Source organism: Acinetobacter sp. H1(2024), from assembly GCF_046557555.1.
Lineage (GTDB): Bacteria > Pseudomonadota > Gammaproteobacteria > Pseudomonadales > Moraxellaceae > Acinetobacter > Acinetobacter seifertii.
In genome coordinates, this window is the sequence record NZ_JBKGFO010000004.1 from 240,347 (window position 1) to 262,989 (window position 22,643).

Annotated in this window: 18 protein-coding genes; 9 read left to right on the forward strand and 9 right to left on the reverse strand. The window is 39.6% G+C overall.

The genetic code is table 11. The features are described 5' to 3' along the window. Positions 1-2: 2 nt before the first annotated feature. Positions 3-1,421: a 3-isopropylmalate dehydratase large subunit gene (gene leuC / locus ACLCEG_RS13035; RefSeq protein ID WP_212511959.1), complete on the reverse strand. Its 1,419-nt coding sequence runs from the start codon at positions 1,419-1,421 to the stop codon at positions 3-5. Between the two features lie 238 nt (positions 1,422-1,659). Between leuC and ACLCEG_RS13040 the strand changes: the two genes are divergently transcribed. Next, positions 1,660-1,914: a DUF2061 domain-containing protein gene (locus ACLCEG_RS13040; RefSeq protein WP_171220341.1), complete on the forward strand. Its 255-nt coding sequence runs from the start codon at positions 1,660-1,662 to the stop codon at positions 1,912-1,914. A 117-nt stretch (positions 1,915-2,031) separates the two neighbouring features. Then, positions 2,032-2,892, forward strand: a complete 861-nt coding sequence (locus ACLCEG_RS13045) for a LysR family transcriptional regulator (protein WP_191012538.1) — start codon at positions 2,032-2,034, stop codon at positions 2,890-2,892. Positions 2,893-2,897: 5 nt separating this feature from the next. On the opposite strand, the gene ACLCEG_RS13050 is transcribed toward ACLCEG_RS13045, so the two are convergent. Further along, entirely contained in the window at positions 2,898-3,134 is a 237-nt protein-coding gene (locus tag ACLCEG_RS13050; protein ID WP_039250304.1) for a hypothetical protein, read from the reverse strand. A 95-nt stretch (positions 3,135-3,229) separates the two neighbouring features. Here ACLCEG_RS13050 and ACLCEG_RS13055 point away from each other — a divergent pair, with 95 nt between their 5' ends. Then, entirely contained in the window at positions 3,230-3,826 is a 597-nt protein-coding gene (locus ACLCEG_RS13055; protein ID WP_410567812.1) for a hypothetical protein, read from the forward strand. A 4-nt stretch (positions 3,827-3,830) separates the two neighbouring features. Here the strand turns inward: ACLCEG_RS13055 and ACLCEG_RS13060 are convergent, their stop codons facing one another. Beyond that, positions 3,831-5,270 carry a DUF2252 domain-containing protein gene (locus ACLCEG_RS13060; RefSeq protein ID WP_410567814.1) on the reverse strand — a complete coding sequence of 480 codons (1,440 nt, stop codon included), beginning with the start codon at positions 5,268-5,270 and terminating at the stop codon, positions 3,831-3,833. Positions 5,271-5,422: 152 nt separating this feature from the next. After that, entirely contained in the window at positions 5,423-6,073 is a 651-nt protein-coding gene (locus ACLCEG_RS13065) for an HAD family hydrolase (RefSeq protein WP_019458020.1), read from the reverse strand. 183 nt (positions 6,074-6,256) lie between these two features. Between ACLCEG_RS13065 and ACLCEG_RS13070 the strand changes: the two genes are divergently transcribed. From ACLCEG_RS13070 to katG, 3 genes are all read left to right on the forward strand, one after another. Then, on the forward strand, positions 6,257-6,742 hold the full coding sequence (locus tag ACLCEG_RS13070) for an RNA pyrophosphohydrolase (RefSeq protein WP_019458019.1): 486 nt from the start codon (positions 6,257-6,259) through the stop codon (positions 6,740-6,742). A gap of 84 nt (positions 6,743-6,826) precedes the next feature. Next, positions 6,827-9,121 carry a phosphoenolpyruvate--protein phosphotransferase gene (ptsP, locus tag ACLCEG_RS13075; RefSeq protein WP_410567816.1) on the forward strand — a complete coding sequence of 765 codons (2,295 nt, stop codon included), beginning with the start codon at positions 6,827-6,829 and terminating at the stop codon, positions 9,119-9,121. Positions 9,122-9,633: 512 nt separating this feature from the next. Next, a complete protein-coding gene (gene katG / locus ACLCEG_RS13080) occupies positions 9,634-11,790 on the forward strand; it encodes a catalase/peroxidase HPI (protein WP_077164960.1) in 2,157 nt (718 codons plus the stop codon). 65 nt (positions 11,791-11,855) lie between these two features. Here the strand turns inward: katG and ACLCEG_RS13085 are convergent, their stop codons facing one another. Next, positions 11,856-12,908: an MBL fold metallo-hydrolase gene (locus ACLCEG_RS13085; protein ID WP_004698935.1), complete on the reverse strand. Its 1,053-nt coding sequence runs from the start codon at positions 12,906-12,908 to the stop codon at positions 11,856-11,858. A gap of 692 nt (positions 12,909-13,600) precedes the next feature. On the opposite strand from ACLCEG_RS13085, the gene hcaR reads away from it, so the two are divergent. Together hcaR and ACLCEG_RS13095 are read left to right on the forward strand one after the other, a co-directional pair. Further along, on the forward strand, positions 13,601-14,500 hold the full coding sequence (gene hcaR, locus ACLCEG_RS13090) for a DNA-binding transcriptional regulator HcaR (RefSeq protein WP_019458017.1): 900 nt from the start codon (positions 13,601-13,603) through the stop codon (positions 14,498-14,500). Positions 14,501-14,742: 242 nt separating this feature from the next. Then, a complete protein-coding gene (locus ACLCEG_RS13095) occupies positions 14,743-15,420 on the forward strand; it encodes a DUF1345 domain-containing protein (protein WP_004698937.1) in 678 nt (225 codons plus the stop codon). 58 nt (positions 15,421-15,478) lie between these two features. Here the strand turns inward: ACLCEG_RS13095 and ACLCEG_RS13100 are convergent, their stop codons facing one another. The 4 genes from ACLCEG_RS13100 to ACLCEG_RS13115 form a co-directional block, all read right to left on the reverse strand. Further along, positions 15,479-16,084 carry a glutathione S-transferase family protein gene (locus tag ACLCEG_RS13100; RefSeq protein WP_107972849.1) on the reverse strand — a complete coding sequence of 202 codons (606 nt, stop codon included), beginning with the start codon at positions 16,082-16,084 and terminating at the stop codon, positions 15,479-15,481. 49 nt (positions 16,085-16,133) lie between these two features. Then, entirely contained in the window at positions 16,134-16,829 is a 696-nt protein-coding gene (locus tag ACLCEG_RS13105) for a helix-turn-helix transcriptional regulator (protein ID WP_410567818.1), read from the reverse strand. A gap of 70 nt (positions 16,830-16,899) precedes the next feature. Beyond that, positions 16,900-17,574, reverse strand: coding sequence for an HAD-IA family hydrolase (locus ACLCEG_RS13110; RefSeq protein WP_039251825.1), 675 nt, complete (start codon positions 17,572-17,574; stop codon positions 16,900-16,902). Next, positions 17,571-18,503: an RluA family pseudouridine synthase gene (locus ACLCEG_RS13115; RefSeq protein WP_410567820.1), complete on the reverse strand. Its 933-nt coding sequence runs from the start codon at positions 18,501-18,503 to the stop codon at positions 17,571-17,573. Before ACLCEG_RS13115 ends, ACLCEG_RS13110 begins: the two co-directional genes overlap by 4 nt. Positions 18,504-19,225: 722 nt before the next feature. On the opposite strand from ACLCEG_RS13115, the gene ACLCEG_RS13120 reads away from it, so the two are divergent. Beyond that, positions 19,226-22,540, forward strand: a complete 3,315-nt coding sequence (locus tag ACLCEG_RS13120) for an Rne/Rng family ribonuclease (protein ID WP_410567822.1) — start codon at positions 19,226-19,228, stop codon at positions 22,538-22,540. The last annotated feature ends 103 nt before the right edge of the window (positions 22,541-22,643 follow it).

Sequence of the window (22,643 nt, forward strand, 5' to 3'; positions counted from 1 at the left end):
AATTAAAATGAACGAACGTCAACAAAATGACCCGCGATTGCAGCAGCCGCTGCCATTGCCGGACTCACCAAATGAGTACGACCACCATTACCTTGACGACCTTCAAAGTTACGATTTGATGTCGACGCACAGTGTTCACCCGGTTGTAACTTGTCTGCGTTCATTGCTAAACACATTGAACAACCCGGTTCACGCCACTCGAAACCAGCTTCCAAGAAAATTTTATCCAAACCTTCTTTTTCTGCCTGTTGTTTAACTAAACCAGAACCCGGAACAATCATGGCTTGCTTAATGCTAGAAGCCACTTTACGGCCTTTAACCACTTCAGCAGCAGCACGAATATCTTCAATACGTGAGTTAGTGCAAGAACCAATAAACACACGATCAAGTTGAATATCACCCAATGCCTGACCTGCATTTAAACCCATATATTGATACGCACGCGTCCAGTCACTACGTTGTACGTCATCTTTGGCTTGTTCTAAAGTTGGTACAGCTTTCGACACTGGAATCACCATCTCAGGTGAAGTACCCCAAGACACTTGTGGCTCAATCTCTGCGCCATTTAATTCAACAACTGCATCAAAAACAGCATCATCGTCTGAATGCAAAGTATTCCAGTAAGCAACCGCTTGTTCCCACTGCTCACCTTTTGGTGCGTAGCTACGGTCTTTTACATATTCAATAGTCTTATCATCAACTGCGACCATACCCACACGAGCACCCGCTTCAATCGCCATGTTACATACCGTCATACGTCCTTCAATCGACATATCACGGAAAACTTGACCACCGAACTCAATTGCGTAACCCGTACCGCCTGCAGTACCGATTTTACCGATAATGGCCAACACAACATCTTTTGGTGTTACACCCTTACCTAAAACGCCATCAACACGAACCAACATATTTTTTGATTTTTTCTGAATCAAACATTGTGTCGCTAAAACGTGTTCAACTTCAGATGTCCCAATACCATGCGCCAAACAACCAAAGGCACCGTGAGTCGCTGTATGCGAGTCACCGCATACCACCGTCATACCTGGTAATGTTAAGCCTTGTTCAGGACCAACAACATGCACAATACCTTGACGAATGTCATTAATACCAAATTCAACAATATTAAAAGCCTTACAGTTATCATCTAAGGTTTGAACTTGAATACGAGACGTATCATCTTCAATTCCTGCAATGCCCTGATCTCGCTCTTTTTTAGAGGTTGGAACGTTATGGTCTGGTGTAGCCACGTTTGCGCTTAAACGCCACGGTTGACGACCCGCAAGTTGCAAACCTTCAAATGCTTGTGGACTTGTTACTTCATGCAATAAATGACGGTCGATATAAAGTAAGCACGAACCATCATCACGCTCTGTAACTACGTGGTCATCCCACAATTTGTCATATAAAGTTTTGCCTGCCATGTCGTCTTGCTCCATTGGACTGGGTAATTCTAATCTTTCTTCGATTATAGCCAGAGTTTCACATAAATCTAATTTATCATTTTTATAAATTAGAAAACTTTTAGGAATCATTCCCGTGTTTATTAATATTACTCAAAAATATTTAAATCGGCTTTGGTAATGATTATCATTTGCATAATCCATTTTTAATCTTATACTCTCATCTCTATACTAAAAATATCAAATATAGGTAGAGAGAATGATGATGGCTAATATTCAAAAATTCGTTGTAAAAAATCAACGTACATTAAAGAAAACCTTAAGTTACTACATTATGCATATTACAGTAGCAATGCTAGTCGCGTACTTTGTAACAGGTAACATTTGGATGGCTTTAACCTTAAGTATGTTAGAACCAACCGTACAAGCATTTGCATTTTTCTTTCATGAAAAAGTATGGGCAGCAAAAGACCGCCGTATATCAGCTTTAGACGAAAAAGAGACAACTGCTTAGGTTAAGATTAATACGCGAAATCACAAGTTTATAGAACGTTTAGCTGCAAGCATGATACGATTTTGGCTTGGCGACTTTAGCCTCTCTCGATTTTTCTATTCCAAGTAGAGTTGTATTATGAATCTGGCAGCCTTTGAAGCTTTTGTAAAAGTTATGGAAACAGGGTCTATCTCTGTTGCTGCAGATCAACTCTTTATTACCCAGCCTGCTGTCACCAAACGTATTCATAGCCTCGAAGAATACTTCGGCGTAAAGCTATTTGAGTCGGCAGGACGTGGGGTTCAAGCTACTCATGCTGCACATTCGTTATTACCAAAAGTCAAAAACTGGTTAAATGAACTTAAAGATATTCACCACACACTGAGTCATGAACAAACGCAAATACAAGGCCGTTTAAAAGTCGGTACGAGTCACCATATTGGTTTACATCATTTACCTGCACCACTTAAGCATTTTGTTCAGCAGTTTCCACAAGTCACTCTAGACGTGCATTTTGTTGACTCTGAACAAGCACACGAACAGGTCCTTGCTGGTGATTTAGAACTTGCATTTTTAACGCTTCCTCCTTCAGGAGATGAGCGTCTTAACTACATTACCATCTGGAATGACCCTTTAGTTTTTGTAGCTGCCCCATTTCATCCATTGGCTCAAAAAAAGAATTTGACCTTACAAGACTTAATCGAATACCCAAGTTTGCTGCCTGCCGCACAAACTTATACAGCTCAAATCACTTTAGCCGAGTTTGAAAAACAAGGACTTAAACCAAAAATCACCATGAGTAATAACCCGCTTGAGTCTATTCGTATGTTGGTGTCGATTGGTTTAGGTTGGTCAGTACTACCAAAAACATTGCTGAATCAAGATATGCAACAGCTTGACTTAGATGTCGAGATGAATCGACAGCTAGGTATGGTATGGCACCCTGCACGTACACAATCTAGAGCTATGCAAGAGTTGATTAAAATGATGCAGGAATAACTGTATTAATGACTATATTTTTTAAAAAGGATATAAATCAAAACTGCGAAAGGCAGTAGTAAAAACAGAACTCCCCAACTGAAAAATATAGCAGCAAAAATAATTCCACCAATTGCACTCATAAACAGTAAGGCAATGATATAAATAAATAATTCACCAAAAATAGCGGTAATAAGCTGATCTATAAATTCTTCAAAGAAATTATTGCTGCTTTCATTTTTAGTACGTCTGTTTTTAGCCATGCTATTTTAATTAATAAAGTCATATATTGATCGGAAATGATACTGTAAATATATACCCTTTACTCTACTATCATTACACTTTTCACTTAAGATTCATGATCGTGAATAATCAATATTCAAAGACAATTAAAATTGGTTTATACGGATTCGTAACTTTAGCGGTCTTAATGCTTGCAACATTGATCTGGTTTAAACCGATACGTGTTGTTTTCGCACATCATCTTTCACTATTACATTGTGAAGATCATATATGTGTAGATGATCCAAAGACAGAGCCTCTTGCAAAGACACTTTATAATCGTGCATTACAAGAAACCCAAGATAAAGTAGGTGCTTTTCATCAACAGCCCACTATGGTTTTTTGCTCAACTCCACAATGTGCAAATACCTTTGGTATGGAAAAAGCAGCCGCGAAAGCAGTTGGTAATTTGGGGTTATTGGTTGCACCGCGTGGCTGGAAAGATTTCTACATCACCCATGAACTTATTCATCACCGACAAGCCGAAGAATGGGGAAATATTGCAATGCTGACTAAACCTAAATGGCTAGTAGAAGGCATGGCTTATAGTCTAAGTGATGACCCACGCCCTACTTTATCGGAGCCCTTTCAGCAATGGCAGGCTCAATTTAAGCTTTGGCATCAACAAAACCCTGATCCAAATATTTGGTATACCACAGGCAAAGTTAAGTAATTTATTAAAGTGCATTATCTCCAGCGAGCTGAATCTGACCATCAGCAATTTCATTCATAAATTGCTGATAGTCGTTTAAATTACGCTCTGCATATTCTTCTGCATAGGTTTGTAATACGTCTACAATCGTATCACCCTCTCCAAGATATCCCATAAGTACATCTGCATTTCCAGATTTTGCATGGGCATGCGCTAAAGCTAAGCCACAATCTTCAGCATACTTATAGAAATACTCTTCATCCATATCATTAAGATTAAAAGAGATTTTCATATCACGTAACTGACGTACATGAAAATGTTGAGTTGATATTGAGGAAAATCCAAGAAATATATCACTTGCGGCCTGCATCAGTTGCTGTCCATGTATTACACGTTCACCTTCGTGATTTACTTTTTCTACAAATAACGGACTAAGAATTGATGGATTCGCTTCTTTCATTTGTAAAATTAACGGCTCCCGATCTGCATCTTGAAATAATGCAATCGCAGATCTGGTACCAACACTTCCAATACCAACCACTTTAAAAGCCACATCTGTACATTGATAACGATCAAAAAGGACTTGGCGATCATATTTCAAAGAATCACGGTATTGTTGAAAGAATACATCAACATCTTTACTAAATGGTTCATCTGCACTGGGGTGCCATAATAACGGCACATCATCTACAAAATGACGCAATCCTGTCTCTTGGTCTTGCTGGGTAAGCTTCGGCAAAACAGAATACACAGTTTTTTTCTGTGCCGAATCAATATCCTTTTCGCTTTTCTTTCTAAGTTTTCGGCATTCAGTATTTTCTAATAAGGTAATGGCATCAATTTTTTCATACCAAACTTGTAGTGGTGAAAGTTTCGCATTTTCTAATAAGTGCTGACGGTAACTATTCAGCATTATTTTAATTGCCCTTAAACCCACCTTATCTGCAAGATTAATATCACGAGCTGCAATCACAAAACTGGTTGCTAAACGCTTTACATCCCATTCAAATGGGGCAACTAAAGTTTCATCAAAATCATTGAGTCCAAATAACAAGTTACGTTCTGGACTCGCAAAACCACCAAAATTACTTAAATGACAATCACCACAAATTTGCTGAAATAAACCTGTATTTATTTGCTCCCATGCTTGGTCAAATAACATCAAAGAAGGCATGCCACGATAAAATGTAAATGGTGAAACACTCATCCGTTTTGCACGAATCGGTTTGAGTTTCTCTAACCTTCCTTGGTTACTCCAATCATAGATCGTTAAAGCAGTTGTATCTTTTGGTCGTTCAGAAAGTTTTGACAACTGTTCACGTGGTACTTTTTTACGTTGAGCCTTACCTAATTTAAAACCTTCACTTTTGCTCAGTAATTTCCCCTGATAGCGATGGCGTGTTAAATCAATACTTTGATCATTCCAAAGTTGGCTTGGTAATTTAATCTGTGGTGTCTTTGACATTATTACCTCATTTTTAAAATTTATTTTTATTGAACTTATCAATATTTATTTTTGGATTAGGATTTTCAAGAAATATAAAAAAATGATTTAAACCTAATGAATTAAAAGTTGGAAGAGCTTATCTAACCCATAGCTCTTCCGACTCGATCATCTTAAATCGACCAGTCCTGAATTTCCCAGTTATGCTCTTGAGCTAACTTTTCTAGACGATCATCAGGATTTACCGCAATCGCATGTGTTGCATATTCAAGTAAAAAACGGTCATTGATTGAGTCTGAATAAGCCCAAGACTCAGACACACTGCGTCCAGCCAACCAATCGTCAAGACGTGCTAGTTTACCTTTTTGATAACATGCCAAGCCCGCAACTTTACCAGTATATTTACCGTCAACAACTTCAGCATTGGTCGCTAAAATTTCAGTAATACCAAATTCACGAAAAATTGGCGCGGTAATAAAATCACTTGTTGCCGTAATACCCACAATGGTATGACCTAAGTCTTGGTGTTTCTTAATCGCATCGAAGCCTTTAGGGCGCATTTGTGGACGAATCACTTTTTGCATGAACAATTGGTGAAGCTCTGTTAAGTAGCTATTGTCATGTTTTGTTAAGAAACCAAAAACGAATTCATTATAAGCATATGGGTCAAGTTGCCCTGCTTTGTAATCTTCATAAAATTTATCATTCATCTGACGATGATGAACCGGATCAACCAAACCTTCATTGACTAAAAATTCACCCCACGAGTGGTCTGAATCGGTATTTAACAAGGTATGGTCTAAATCAAACAACGCCAGTTTCATGAAAATTCTCGTTTAAACTGAAATTTAAGAAAAAAAATGTAAATCTATCTCCGCTAGTCGATAGAAATTCGTTAAGATCGTAGCAATTTAAACATTTTACTTTGATCTTTTCGAGCTGGACATAAAAAAGTGTTTGTCCCCGCGATTAAAGTCAACGATATAGATAAATATTTAGGTAGCCAAATGATCGACTCAGAAGGTTTCCGACCCAATGTCGGGATCATTTTGGCAAACGATGATGGACAGGTTTTATGGGCAAAGCGCATTGGTCACAATGCTTGGCAATTTCCACAAGGAGGCATCCAGTTTGGAGAAACCCCTGAACAGGCACTTTTTCGAGAACTGAGAGAAGAAATCGGCTTATTGCCCGAACATGTCCAGATTATTGCGCAAACCAAAGGATGGCTGCGTTATCGTTTGCCACATCGGTACATTCGGTCAGACTCTGACCCTGTATGTATCGGACAGAAACAAAAATGGTTTTTACTGAAGTTAACTGCACCTGCAAAAAACATTCAGTTAAACCTCTCTGACCCGCCCGAATTTGACGAATGGCAGTGGGTTAGCTATTGGTATCCTCTTGGTCAAGTGGTCAACTTCAAGCGTGATGTTTACCGCAAAGCCATGGTGGAGTTGTGTACACAGTTGCCGTTGCAACAATTACCCTAAAAATCATTTATCTAGCAAATGATTTTTATTAAAAGTGCTGTTATAAATACATTCATAGTCTAAAAAATACTGGAGTATACATCCATGTCAAACATGCAACTCGAAACTCTAAGACGCATTGTCCAAGAGATTAATGCGTCCGTGAGTTTGCATGAATCGTTAGACATTATGGTCAATCAGGTTGCTGAGGCCATGAAAGTGGATGTTTGCTCTATTTATTTACTCGATGAACGCAACCAGCGTTACGTCTTGATGGCCTCAAAAGGCTTAAATCCAGAATCTGTTGGTCATGTCTCATTGCAGATAGGTGAAGGCTTGGTCGGCTTGGTTGGGCAACGTGAAGAAATTGTTAACCTTGACAATGCCCCAAAACATGAGCGCTTCTTGTATTTACCTGAAACGGGCGAAGAAATTTATAACTCATTCCTCGGCGTACCTGTCATGTACCGTCGTAAAGTTATGGGCGTTTTAGTTGTCCAAAATAGACTTCCTCAAGACTTTAGCGAAGCAGCCGAATCCTTTTTAGTTACGCTCTGTGCTCAGCTTTCTGGGGTGATTGCGCATGCTCACGCGGTTGGCAACATCGATGTATTTCGTAAGCCAAGTAATGGGCCTGCCTATAAAACCTTCCAAGGTGCGTCAGGTGCAGGTGGTGTTGCTTTAGGTCGCGCTATTATTTTGTATCCACCTGCCGATTTGGGCGCTGTCCCTGACCGTGAAGCAGAAGATATTAGTCACGAACTTCGCCTTTTAGATCAAGCGATCTCATCAGTTCGTTCAGAGATTCGTTCTTTAGACGAAAAAATGCATGATTCACTCATGGCAGAAGAACGCGCTTTATTTAGCGTTTTCTTAAGAATGCTAGATGAAAATGCATTACCCGCAGAAATTAAAGATCTGATTCGTGATGGTCATTGGGCACAAGGTGCTGTACGTCGTGTCATTGAAAAGCACACTGCCCTATTTGCACAAATGGAAGATGACTATCTTCGCGAACGCGTTTCCGACCTTAAAGATTTAGGCCGACGTATTTTAGCGTGTTTACAAGAAGAAGATTCTAGCCACCGTGAACTCAGCCCAGACAGTATTTTAATTGGTGAAGAAATTAGTACTGCTGCACTCGTCGAGTTACCGGTCGATAATATCGCTGCTATTGTAACCTCAGAAGGTGCTGCTAACTCGCATATGGTAATTGTGGCACGCGCATTGGGTATTCCAACAGTGGTTGGGGTCACTGAACTACCTGTTAACACGCTTGATGATGCAGAAATGATTGTGGATGCTTATCAGGGCCGAGTTTTTGTAAACCCGCCACGTCGTTTACGTCAACGTTATAAAGAAATTCAAAAAGAAGATGAGCAAATCGCAAAAGATCTCAAGCAATACGAGACCAAAGAAGCGATTACTCCAGATGGTGTATCTGTTCAACTTTATGTAAATACAGGTCTCATGATTGATGTCGTTCGCGGCGTACAACGTGGCGCGCAAGGTGTAGGTCTATACCGAAGTGAAATTCCATTCATGTTACGGGAACGTTTCCCTGGTGAAGAAGAACAGCGTGCTATCTATCGTCAACAGTTGAGCCACTTTGCCAATAAACCAGTGGTCATGCGAACTCTCGATATTGGTGCCGATAAAGACTTGCCATACTTCAGTATTGAAGAAGAAAACTCGGCATTAGGATGGCGTGGTATTCGTTTTACACTCGATCATCCAGAGATTTTCTCGGCGCAAATTCGTGCAATGCTTAAAGCAAGTATTGGCTTAAATAATTTGCATATTCTCTTACCAATGGTGACAACAGTAAGTGAAGTCGAAGAAGTGCTTTATTTACTTGAGCGTGATTGGATCGCTGTACAAGAAGAAGAGCAAGTTAAAATTACTAAACCAAAAATCGGGATTATGGTAGAGGTACCAAGCGTACTGCTACAAATTGATGAGTTTGCAGAGCTTGTTGATTTCTTCTCGGTTGGTTCAAATGATTTAACTCAATACTTACTTGCGGTAGACCGTAATAACCCGCATGTGGCCAGCGTATATTCACACTTCCATCCATCCATTTTGCGTGCCTTAACCCGACTAGTGAAGGAATGTCACAAATACCAAAAACCGGTAAGTATTTGTGGTGAGATGGCAGGTGATCCTTTATCCGCAATCTTACTGATGGCAATGGGCTTTAATACCCTTTCTATGAGTTCAAGCAACATCTTACGTGTGCGTAAAGCAATTTGTCATGTACCAATGACAGATGCTCAAAAATTACTTGATGATGTGATGAAAATGAATAACCCGCTTATTGTAAAAAGCTGGCTTGAGTACTACTTTAAAACGCATGGTTTAGCCGATATGGTTAAATCTAACCGTCTTGTCACCGTCTAAATACTTTAAAAGGAGAGTTTTAACTCTCCTTTTTTATTGAACTATTTTTTAGATTTTCTCGTTATTTCAAACTCTCATTTACTGTACTCAACAATTTTGCTTAACTCTTGAAATCGGTTTTACCTATCAATATAGACAATTTAATCCATTTGAAAAATAAATATTCAGATTTTAGTATATTTAAAGAACGAAGTTGAAAGATATTGCGATGTTTCAATGATTAAGGAGCTCATGCTATGCATCATTATTTGCAAAAGTCGAACCATTTTCCCTCTTGTTTTTTAGTCTTCATGCAGTAAATTGAAGGAATAATAAACAAAGGAAACTTATGTAGTATTGAATAAAAATGATGAGCTGACATAACAGTGAAAAAAATTTAAACGGTTTACTTCACCACTTGTTCTCTCATTTCTTTATTTGATACACATCGTTTTTTAACCCAGAAGTCCAGGAAAATGAGCATTCGGTTCCATTTAAAGCTCAAATAAATATTACCCAGAGAGAATATAATCATGTCAAACGAATCAAAATGTCCCTTTTCAGGTCATAACTCAAAACCACAAGTAGCCCTCGGTGGTGGCACGACTAATTTACACTGGTGGCCAAATCAATTACGTGTTGACTTGCTTAACCAACATTCAGAACGCTCTAATCCACTTGGTAAAGATTTTAATTACCGCGAAGAATTTAAAAAAATTGACTACTACGCCCTTAAAGCTGATATCAAAAATGTATTAACCGACTCCCAAGACTGGTGGCCAGCCGATTGGGGAAATTACACAGGCTTATTTATTCGTTTAGCATGGCATGCTGCGGGTACCTATCGCATGGGTGATGGCCGTGGTGGTGCAGGTCGTGGTCAACAACGTTTTGCACCATTAAATAGTTGGCCTGACAATGCGAGCTTAGATAAAGCACGTCGTTTATTATGGCCAGTTAAACAGAAATATGGTCAAAAAATATCGTGGGCAGATTTATTTATTCTTGCCGGGAACATTGCACTTGAATCTTCTGGCTTCCGTACCTTTGGTTTTGGTGCAGGTCGTGAAGATGTTTGGGAACCAGATAACGATGTAAACTGGGGCGATGAAAAAGAATGGTTAGCTCACCGTAACTCTGAAGCTTTGGAAGGCAGTAATCTTGCTGCAACCGAAATGGGTCTAATTTATGTGAACCCTGAAGGTCCAGAAGCCAGTGGTGATCCAAGGTCGGCTGCTCCATTTATTCGTGCGACTTTCGGCAACATGGCAATGGATGATGAAGAAATTGTTGCTTTGATTGCAGGTGGGCACACCTTAGGTAAAACACATGGTGCAGCCCCTGCTGACCATGTTCAGGCTGATCCTGAAGGTGCTCCAATTGAACAAATGGGCTTTGGCTGGTCAAATAGCTTTGGTACAGGTGTTGGTAAAGATGCGATCACTTCAGGTTTAGAAGTGATTTGGTCACAGACTCCAACACAATGGAGCAATTACTTCTTTGAAAACCTATTCAAATACGAGTGGGTACAAGAACGCTCACCTGCTGGTGCAATTCAATGGGTAGCAGCAGATGCTGAAGCGATTATTCCTGATCCATTCGATCCGTCAGTTAAACGTAAGCCAACTATGCTGACTACAGATTTGACTTTACGTTTTGACCCTGAGTTTGAAAAGATCTCTCGTCGCTTCCATGACGACCCTCAAGCATTCGCGAATGCATTTGCTCGCGCATGGTTCAAGTTAACTCACCGTGATATGGGGCCAAAAGCACGTTATTTAGGCCCTGAAGTACCTGCTGAAGATTTAATTTGGCAAGACCCATTACCTGCTGCTAGCGCTATACCATCTGCTGCAAGTATTGCTGATGCAAAAGCAAAAATTGCTGCGTTAGGATTATCTGCTGGTGAGTTAGTTTCTCTTGGTTGGGCATCAGCATCAACATTCCGTGGTGGAGACAAACGCGGTGGTGCAAACGGTGCACGCATTGCTTTAGCGCCTCAGCGTGGTTGGGAAGTCAATAAAAAAGCTGTTGAGACTTTAACTAAAATTGAAGAGCTCAAAGCATCGACCCAATTGTCATTGGCTGACTTAATTGTGCTTGCAGGTAACGTGGGTGTAGAGCAAGCTGCTCAAGCGGCAGGCTTTAACATTAGCGTTCCATTTGCTCCTGGTCGTGTTGATGCATTACAAAGTCAAACTGATATCGAAACTTTCCAATTGCTGCTCGGCGCTGCTGATGGCTTTAGAAACTGGAAGAAAGAAGGTATCAACACACCAGCTGAAATCTTATTGATTGATAAAGCTCAGCAACTGACTTTGACTGCACCAGAGTTAACTGCATTAATTGGTGGTTTACGTGTATTGGGCACCAATTGGGACGGTTCACAACATGGTGTATTCACTCAGCAAGTGGGTGTACTCAGCACAGATTTCTTTACAAACTTACTCGACATGTCGAATGTATGGGCACCTGTTGATTCAACAAGTGAAGTATTTGAAGGCAAAGATCGTAAGACAGGTACAGTCAAATTTACTGCGACACGTAATGACTTAGTTTTTGGTTCAAACTCAATTTTACGTGCCTTGTCAGAAGTTTATGCTCAAGCCGATGGTAAAGAAAAATTTGTTCAAGACTTTGTTGCAGCATGGACAAAAGTCATGAATCTTGACCGTTTTGACTTAGCTTAATTTAAGTCAAAATCAAAAAAGCCAGTTCACATTGAACTGGCTTTTTTATATACAACATTGAGGTTTTAGACAGTCAATTTATGCCCTTCTCGAATACAATAAAAAGGATTAGCAAGTTTTGAAGAAGCTTTAATAGCGTGAGCTAAAGCATGCTCTGGATCTTCACGATTTTCATCTGTTAACTGAAAGGTTCGATAGTGAATCGCAACGGAACGATGGGCTTGTAAATCTAAATGTGCATGGACTGCGTCTTGAGGATTCATATGAACATAGCTCATTAGTTTACGAGGTTCATAAGCTCCAATTGGAAGTAAAGCAACACGCGGTGCCCCATAACGTGCATGTATCTGTTTGAAGTGCCCTGCATAGCCAGTGTCACCAGCAAAAAAACAATGTCCTGTTTTTGCTAAAACCGAAAACCCGCCCCAAAGTGCTTTATTTTGGTCACGTAAACCACGCCCCGAACCATGCTGAGCAGGTGTATAAACAATTCTTAACTCGTGATAAGGAATTTCCTGCCACCAGTCCATTTCAATGACATGGAACTCTTTAGGCAAGTAAAACCCGTTACCTAGCCCTGTATAAATCGGCATTGCGAATTTTTTATGTAGCCATTCAAGCGTTGCTAAATCCATATGATCATAATGATTATGGCTCAGTAAAACTCCATGAATAGTTGGTAACTGTTCCAAGGCAAAACCTGCTGGACATACACGACGTGGACCACGACCATGCAGTGGACTCGCATAATCACACCATACTGGGTCAGTAATAAAGTTATATGGTCCAATTTGAATAAGTACAGTCGCGTGACCGACAAACCAAACTTGCCAATCATCTAAGTCCGCATGAGGGCGATTTTGTGGCAACGCAATTGGTGTATTAATGCGCGCTTCGTATTCATGTTGAATATCTACATTCCATGTATAAGATTCACGGGTAACTAACCAGCGTAATAGCTCTTTCGATCCCCGTGCTGGTGACCTAGGCTGCTGATTATAAAAACGAGTATCTTTTTCGTGGCCCAATTCAGGATGGCAAAAAGGCGGCTTTATCCAAGTATGCGTCCAACAGGACTGAGTCGGCAATTGATACGTTAATGTCGGCTTGTCTTTCATGGGCTTATTCTATGGTTGTAGCATCGAGAGGATGAATCATACTGTCTTCTATCTTAGCGATTTAAATAAATTAAGCTATGAAACTTACATTTATTTATCATATAAATATCCCTTTTATTTTCATCGCCACCCACACACATCAATCTAAACTGCCACAAAAGAATGTCTAGATATGTTGAGTTTGTGATTCATTAATTACAGCGTTTATTAAAAGCTACTGTATAACATAACAATCCTATATAATAAGCCGCCTATAACGAAAGGAGGAATTGTTTTTATCTCAGTTAATCAATTTTTATAAAATTGCTGACTTTTTTGATATGCATAAAATCGAAAAATACAGCAACATACAAGCGATACATTTATTAACAAAATACTATTGATACACAACTATACAAAGATTTCCTTCTATCAAAGCTTCTACAAATAATAGTCTTTTTCATAATATGAGAAAATTACATATTATTTTTCAAGAGTAATTAAAATTTATGACTAGAATTTAAAATAAATTTGATTGTGAAGCTGGATTAATATATTTTATAAATTAATAATTAAAAAATTTTTCATATTAAATTAATAATGATTTATAAATTTTCATTTATTTTATAAATATCTAAAGCATCTTCACGCTATATACTTTTATGCTTTATACTTTACTTAAATCATAGTAAGACATTTTTTGGATTAGTCTTATGGAATTACGCCATCTTCGATATTTCATCACTGTTGCTGAAGAATTAAATTTTAGTAAGGCCGCTCTCAAACTCTATACCGCGCAACCCTCCCTTAGCCAACAAATTAAAGATTTAGAAGAAGATGTCGGAGTACGACTTTTAAATCGCACAAAACGTAAAGTCGAATTAACAGAAGAAGGTGAAGTATTTTTAGAACATGCTCGTTTAACACTAGCCCAAGCTGATAAGGCAGTCGCTTTGGCACGCCAAGTCTCGAAGGCTAAACAACAGCTATTACGCATTGGTTTCGTCCCCATTGCAGAAATGAAAATTTTCCCCTATGTACTGCCAAATCTACGCTTACAACACCCAGACCTTACGATTGAACTATCAAGCTTAAACAATACGGAGCAACTCAAAGCCTTAAAAAGAGGTGAACTCGATATCACGTTTACTCGTGACAATACTGAAACTGATGAAATTCAAAGCCAATTTGTTTTAACAGAACCTCTAATTTTTCTATTACCAAGAAATCATCCCCTCGCCAAATATGAACGTATCCCCGTAAAAGCGTTAAATGGTATTGATTTCATTATTCCTGCTGCTGAACAATCTAGTACGTTACATAATACTATTTTAGAGTTTACTAAAACTTATAATATTGACCTCAATATTGTACAAAAGGCAGATAGTATTTTACTGAACATTAACTCTGCTGGATCAGGACTAGGATGCACGATTTTACCAGCCTATATTGCTCCGTTAGGCGTTGCTAACACAGTGGTTCGTCCTCTCGATGTTGAATTACCTTCTTTAGATTTATTTGTGAGTTATCGTAAAAATACACAATCTGTTGGTGTTAAAAGATTTATTGATCAGCTCAATAAAGTATTTCATCTTGATAAGAATCAAGATTAAACACCAAAGTTAAATCTACTTTTACTCTTAAATAATAAATTAGTTAGAAAATCTAAATTAAAGTATAAAATAAATGCATTTAATATTTATTTTATACTTTAATGAAGTAATTTAATTTTCGATAAATATATTATCTTTAATTTATAAAATATTATTAATAAGCATAAAGCATATATAAAACTTAATGTTAAATTAACCAAACAGTAAAAAATATTTACTAGAGCATATGGAGTGTCGAGTAAATGGTAGCACTATTAAAGCATTTGGGTCGTAGCGTGCGAAATCGACCTCACTTCTTTATTGCTTTATTTGTGGGAGTTATTGCAGGAACTTTATTGACTTGGTTCACCTCATGGAAATGGTCTACTATTTTATTAGTCAGCTGGAATGGTTCGATTGGTTTATATTTATTGCATGTTTTCAAACTAATGAAAAATGCAGATCACTCTCAAATGCAGCAACAAGCTAAAAAACAAGATGAAAGCAAATGGGTGATTATGCTGATTGTTTTACTGGCAATTTCTATGTGTTTAGTTGCTATTTTAGTACAGTTGTCCCAGCTTCCTTCTGACCATTATGCAAAATTAGGACACGTTGCTTTAGCTTTACTTACGATTGTTTCAGCATGGCTTTTTATGCACACAGTTTTCGCCTTGCATTATGCACATGACTTTTATATGGCTTTATCAAGAAATGAAGAAAGTGGCGGATTAGAGTTCCCAGGCACAAAAAATCCAACTTATCCCGACTTCTTATATTTTAGTTATATTATTGGTACTTCAGCACAAACAGCAGATGTATCGGTCACGACTAGGCATATGCGTTTGCTCAACTTATTTCATTTCGTGCTGGCATTTGGCTTTAACACAACAATTTTAGCAATTTGTATTAACGTGGCTGCTGGTTTTATCAGTAACTAAAACGCTTGGTTTAAAAAACAGAAAGCCACCCTAAAGGGTGGCTCGAAGTAGTATAAATTTACAGTAACTCGCCCATGCTACTTTGTTTTAAGCCTTCACGTTGCTTAATCGTTTCAACATAACGTGTAATGGTAGGGTGTGATTCAATCGCGTTCATTTTCAATTGCCATAACAGCATCGCGCCCACACTTACATCTGCTGCCGTAAACTGTTCACCACATAAATATGGATTGGCTTCATTTAATCCTTCAACTAAAGCTTGGTAGGCATCGTTGTAATCACCATAACCAACAAACATTTTTTGCTCAGGTGTTACTTCTATTCCTAGAGCTTTATCAACGCCAGCAGCTTCCCAAGGACCTGCCATCATAAACAACCAACGGTAGTACAAACCACGCTTTGGATCATTCAAGGCTGGTGCTAAACCTTTGTCACTAAACTTGTCGGCTAGATATGCACAAATTGCCCCTAACTCATAAATAACCACATCGCCATCTACCAATACAGGTACTTTTCCAAAAGGATTAAGTTTTAAATATTCTGGTGATTTCATCTCAGTCTTGTATTCGACTTCAATACGCTCACATTCAACACCAAGCTCGACTAAAAGCCAGTCGACAACCACACCACGCGATTCTTTGTTAGTATAAAGTTTAAGGCTCATTTTTTATGGCTCCTTGTTTATCGTGATGCTAGTCTACAAGTGTCTTTTGTCAGTTTTTGTCAGTAGTCTTTTGCGATTCTTGCGCCCACCATTGCTGGAACAGTTGTTGTTTAAATGATGGATATAACTCTTGGGTTAAACTTAAGTGTTGAATACGATCCATTCTAAAATGTCGAAAGTCCTGTCGTAGTTCACACCATGCGGCCAACACAATTTTGTCATTAAAATATCCCAAAGCAAAAGGCCACAAGGTTCGAACACTACTTCGCTGTTGTTCATCATGATAATGCATCGAAATTTTGACTTGCTGCCGAATAGCTAACCGCACTTGTTCGACTCGATTTTCATCTACAGGCAGCCATGTGTTAAACGCTCTTAGGGTCGTTTGCTGTAATAAATATTGGCGATGCTCAGGCAAAATAGAATTTAATTTAGCCAAGATGGATGTAGATGATGATTGTAAAGACTGGTCAGGCACACTCTTTAACCAATACAGTGCCAAAAAAATAGCTTCAACTTCATCTTCATTGAGTGTCATTGGTGGTAATACAATGTCTTCTTTAAGCTGAAAACCTAAACCTGCCGATGCATCGATTCTCACACCTTGTGCACGTAGACTATCAATATCACGGTAAATACTACGAACACTAATTCCCATACGTTCAGCCAAGACTTGGGCAGTAACTGGATAACGGAATTCACGGAGTTGTTGTAAAAGATTTAATAAACGAATCGAACGGCTCATTTTTCTCGTCTTATTGTTATTGGACTTACAATAAGAGGGAATAAATTCCCCCTTCTTATATGATTCTAAATTACGCTACATCTGCATTAGATAACTTTGCGTACTCTCTTAAAAAGTTATGCAGCTCAGGTACATCTTTAGCAATCGTTAAAGGCTGGAACTGTTGTAATACTTCGATTGAATGCACACCATAGCCTACACCAATACGTGGCATCCCTAAACGCTGTGCCATCTCAAGATCATAGCTACTATCACCAATCATGACTGCACGCTCAACACTCACCCCAGTGACTGTTAATATTTCTTGCAACATAAGGGGATCTGGTTTTGAACGAGTTTCATTGGCTGCGCGAGTAACATCAAACAAATGAGTACTTTGTGTTTTTGCGATTACACGATCCAACCCACGACGGTTTTTACCTGTCGCTACGGCAAGCTTTAAACCTTGGGCTTTTAAGTCATGAAGTAGTTCAGAAACACCCTCAAACCATGCATCACTAGTCGAGTTCGCAATATAGTGATCGCCATATGCTTTTAAAATCGATTCATGTAGCTCGGGCGCTTCCGGAAACAAAGTTTGCATCACTTCCGGTAAACCTAAACCGATAATACTTTTTGCAGCTTCATCAGTCAGAGTTAACTCATGCTGCTCTGCCGCATGCTGTAAACTTGCAACAATCTGACCAACAGAATTATATAAAGTACCATCCCAGTCAAAAATCACTAATTCGGTTTTCAGACTCATTTTGCTACTCTCAAAGCATCTAATAACTGGGTCATGTCTTCTGGTAAAGGCGCTTCGATCGTCGGATAACCCGGAATATCTAAACGCATGGCATGTAAACACAAACGGCGTGCTTCAGGGCCTGCATAAGCTGTGTTGTGTCCGTATTTATCATCACCCACCAAAGGATGACCAATACTTAAACCATGTACACGAATTTGATGTGTGCGACCTGATAAAGGTGAAGCATGAACCAACGTGGCATTTTTAAAGCGCTCTGCAACTACCCATTCAGTTTTACTTGGTTTACCTTCTTTAGATACACGTACACGACGCTCGCCATTGGCTAACTCATAGCGGAATAAAGGAGCATCAATGAGTTGCTTATCAAGACTTACCTGACCTTTTACAATAGCTGCATAGGTCTTACGAATTTTGTGTTCACGCAACATATCTTGTAGCAACTTTAAAGTGCTACGTTTTTTACTGATCATGACCAGACCAGAAGTATCACGGTCAATACGGTGAATGAGTTCTAAATATTTTTTGCCTGTCGCCGCACGTAGTGCCTCAATCAAACCATAAGCCACACCACTGCCGCCATGTACAGCAATACCAGATGGTTTATTTACAACTAATAGACCTTCATCTTCGTAAACCACACGGCTTAACAAACTTTGTGCCACACCATCACTTACAGGAACAGCTGTTTCAGCTTTTTGTTCATAGCGAATAGGCGCAACACGAATTTGATCTCCAATTGCGAGTTTGGTCTCGGCTTTAATACGTTTTTTATTCACGCGAACCTGACCTTCACGAATCAAACGATAAATTCGACTCTTTGGCACACCCTTTAAACGTGAAAACAGGAAATTATCGATTCGTTGTCCTGCTTGATGCTCATCCACCTCAAACCAAGTGACACTTTGCCATTGCTGTGTAGAATTCATACTAATATTTAAACCTGAAATTTTACGAAATTTGATTAATAAATGACCGATTAGCTTAGTTTTTTCACAAGAAATCTAAGCTTAGCCCATAGGCAGATGCTGCAAGGTTTGATATAGTCAGCGCACGGATACCGCCGTAAGTGAACATCTAATGGGAATTTTCCCTGATTGAAACCTCAATCAAAATGATGCTTTCATCACCAGCTCGGATTGGTCCTAAAGAATTATGCCGACGCCGAAGGCTTATTATATCGGCAAAATGACAAACTGTTGCGTTTAATTCAGTTTGTTCAAAAAAATATGTTACCAACTCTAGTTGGTTATGGAACGTAAACTGATACACATCAGACAAATCGATCCTTAATGTTGCCTTCAGGCTAAAGCGTTGATGCATTGGAACTGCCGAAAGCACCGATACGATGAGCATTCCGTATCAAACTTCCAATAAAGAAGTCACTTCGCGGCCAATGACAGTGAAAGTCATTAACCAATGCACCGCTCACCCGCCAGTGAAGCAAAAAGGAATTCCGATTTAAAGGTTGAAGCAGTATTGCCTACATCACAGACGAGAATCGAAGCTAAGGCTAAATGTAGCCGGTAACAGATGACTCAGACCACAAGTATTTTGAGATCTGGGAAATGATCCGTCATGTTCGATGTTCGTTCAGAACCTTTAAGTTTGTTTGGTTTGTTTGTGTGAGTCACTATTAGGTGTCACACCCATGAAACGTATGTTGATTAATGCAACTCACGCCGAAGAAGTTCGCGTTGCACTTATCACTGGTAATCGTCTTTACGATTTTGATTTAGAGAATCGTACCCGAGAACAGAAAAAATCCAATATCTATAAAGGCCATGTCACCCGCGTAGAACCTTCTTTAGAAGCTGTTTTTGTTGAATACGGCGCAGGCCGTCAAGGCTTCTTGTCTATGCGTGAAATTGCGAATAGCTATTTCCAGGCAGATCCTCGTCAGACTTCAAACATTCGTGAACTTATTACTGAAGGCACAGAGCTTTTAGTTCAGGTTGAAAAAGAAGAACGTGGCAATAAAGGTGCAGCGCTTTCTACTTTTATTTCTCTAGCAGGTCGCTATTTAGTTCTTATGCCAAATAACCCTAAAGGTGGCGGTATCAGCCGTCAAATTTCGGGTTCAGTACGCGAAGAGTTAAAAGAAATTTTAGCCTCTTTAAATGTACCTCGCGGCATGAGCGTGATTGTACGTACTGCTGGTATTGGTCGTACTCAAGAAGAATTACAGCTTGATTTACAGCACTTACTTGACCTTTGGGCACAAATTCAAAGTACAGCAAGCTCTGGCCCTTCTCCAATGCTTGTTCACCAAGAAGCTGGTGTTGTAACACGCGCAATTCGTGATTACTTACGTGATGACGTTGCTGAAATCTTAATTGATAGCGAACAAGCTTATAACGAAGCTTATAACTTTGTTAAAGCAGTCATGCCTCGTCAATTAGACAAATTAAAAACTTATACTTTAAATGAGCCATTGTTTGCTCATTTTGGTATTGAAAGCCAAATTCAAACTGCTTACGAGCGTGAAGTAAAACTTCCATCTGGTGGTTCAATCGTAATTGACCAGACTGAAGCTTTAGTTTCAATCGACATTAACTCTGCGAAATCGACTCGTGGACATGACGTTGAAGAAACTGCGCTTAATACAAACCTAGAAGCAGCAGAAGAAATTGCTCGTCAACTTCGTCTTCGCGACATTGGCGGTTTAGTTGTCATCGACTTCATCGATATGACTAAAGAACGCAACCAACGTATGGTTGAAGCAAAACTTCGTGAAGCAACCCAAAGCGATCGTGCTCGTATCCAGTTCGGTCAGTTGTCTCGTTTTGGCTTAATGGAAATGAGCCGTCAACGCTTACGTCCATCGCTTGAAGAAGCAACAGGTTATGTATGCCCTCGCTGTCATGGTACAGGCATGGTTCGTGACCTACGCTCGCTTTCTCTTTCAATCATGCGTAAAGTTGAAGAGATTGCTCTTCGTGAACGTCATGGTGAAGTTCAGGTTGAAGTTCCAGTTGAAATTGCAGCCTTCTTGCTTAATGAAAAACGCCATAGTCTGGTGTATTTAGAGCAAACTTCTGGTGTACGCGTCACTGTATTACCTCACCCGCACTTAGAAACTCCACATTACGAAATTGCTTATAACCCAGACGGTTTTGCTCCATCTAGCTATGAACGTACTGAAGCAACTCGCTCAAGCGAAAAAGAGCTAGGTTATGAGTCTTCTGAATGGCATTTAGAAGAAGCAGATCACGGGCATGCACATGCAACAGCTCAAACTTCAAATAATGCTCCAGCTCAGAAAAAAGCAAACCAAGCAAGTCAACCTGTAGCACAGCAAGCTGTAGCTCAAAAAGCGGCAAGTCCTTGTGCATGGTTAGAAAACTTATTTGTTCAAAAACAAGCGCAAACTGTTGATCAATCTCGTTCAGCACAAAATGCCGCAGCTGCGATTGAGCAAATGGTAAATACTGGTGCTGTTAGCCGTGGTCAGTTTGGTCAAGTGGCTGTACCTCCTGTTGCAGAAGTTGCGCCAGTTCAGTCAAATAATGCTTATATTTCACAGTCACCTGTGAAACAAGAAGTTCGTGAACATGTTGAAAAAGATGATAGATCTCAACAACAACGTCAGAACAACAAAAAGCGTAAACATAAAGAGCAACGTGAACAGCATCACCAAGCTCATGAACAACAACATCAAGTTCATGAAGAAGTGGTTCAATTGTCACGCCAAGAGCAACGTGAATTAAAACGTCAGCAAAAGCGTCAACAACACCAAGATCAGCAACATCAAAATAATGATGTACAACAAACTGAGAATGTTGTTCCACGCCGTGATCGTAATAATCAACAACGTCCAAACCGTCCAAATCGCCATCGCGATCCAAGCGTATTAAATGAAAATCAAAATACGCCAGCGGCACCAGTAGTTGTTGATGAAAAACAAGTTAAAGTGGATGTAATTGACGCACCTAAACATGATGTCATGAACACAGCTTTAATCATCAACGTTGACCAAGGTCAAAGCGAAATTGTTGCGCTAACGCCTGAACAAAAGGTTGAACGTATTGAAGCGGCTCCTGTTGAAGTTGCTCAAGAGCCAACTCCTGCACCAGTTGTAGAAGAGAAAGCTGTTGTTGCAGAAACAAAAGAAGCGCAACCAACTAAAGAAGCTACTCAGCCTCAAATCCAACGTGCTAGCAACGATCCTCGTATGCGTCGTCGTCAGCAACGTGAAGCTAAACAAGCTAAAGCAGCTACTCCAACTGTTACGCCATCGCAAATTCCAACTTTGGCACAATACACAATTGGTAGCTTAATTCGTCACGTATATGGCGAAGACTGCACTGTGTTAATTGAACAATTTGGTTTAGTACCAACGTTTAATCGTGCTTTGCAGAAGTTTACGGAACAGTACGCAAGTACTTTGGTGGTTGAAGTAACTTCAGAAACAGAAGAGAAAAAACCGGTAACTCGTGATGCAGAACTTCCAAGCCATAAACCAGCTGAAGAAGCAGAACCAGCACCAGTGCTTCCGCTTACTCCATCGCAAGCGCCGACTCCACGTGTTGCAAATGATCCACGTGAACGTCGCCGTTTAGCAAAATTGGCTGCTGAGCAAGCATTTGAGCAAGTGAAACAACAACATTCTACCCAAGAGGAAGTAGCTACCCCTGCTCCTGTAGTAGAAGAAACTGTTGTTGCTCCTGTTGCTGAAACACAAGCTCCTGTTGAATCAAAGCAACAACCGCTTGAGCTTGATCAAGTAACTGAGGTGGCAACTAGCGTAGAAGAAGCACCAGTTGAAGCTGTAGTAGAAGCTCCAATTGCGAAACAGCCAAAAGCAGCGGCAAAAGCTAAAGCAGCTCAAGAACAAGCTGCTGAGTCAACTGAAGCTCCGACAGAGAGTGAATCAGAAGATTCTAAAGCTGATAAGGACAAACCAAGTCGTCCTCGTCGTCCTCGTGGCCGTCCACCAAAAAAAGCTAATCCTGTAGCTGAGTAAGCCATTTGCTCAATTGCAGCTAATTTAAACAAACCTAGTCATTTCGATGACTAGGTTTTTTTTGTTATTTTTAACCAATTAGGTTGATTGCACTAGAAGAAAA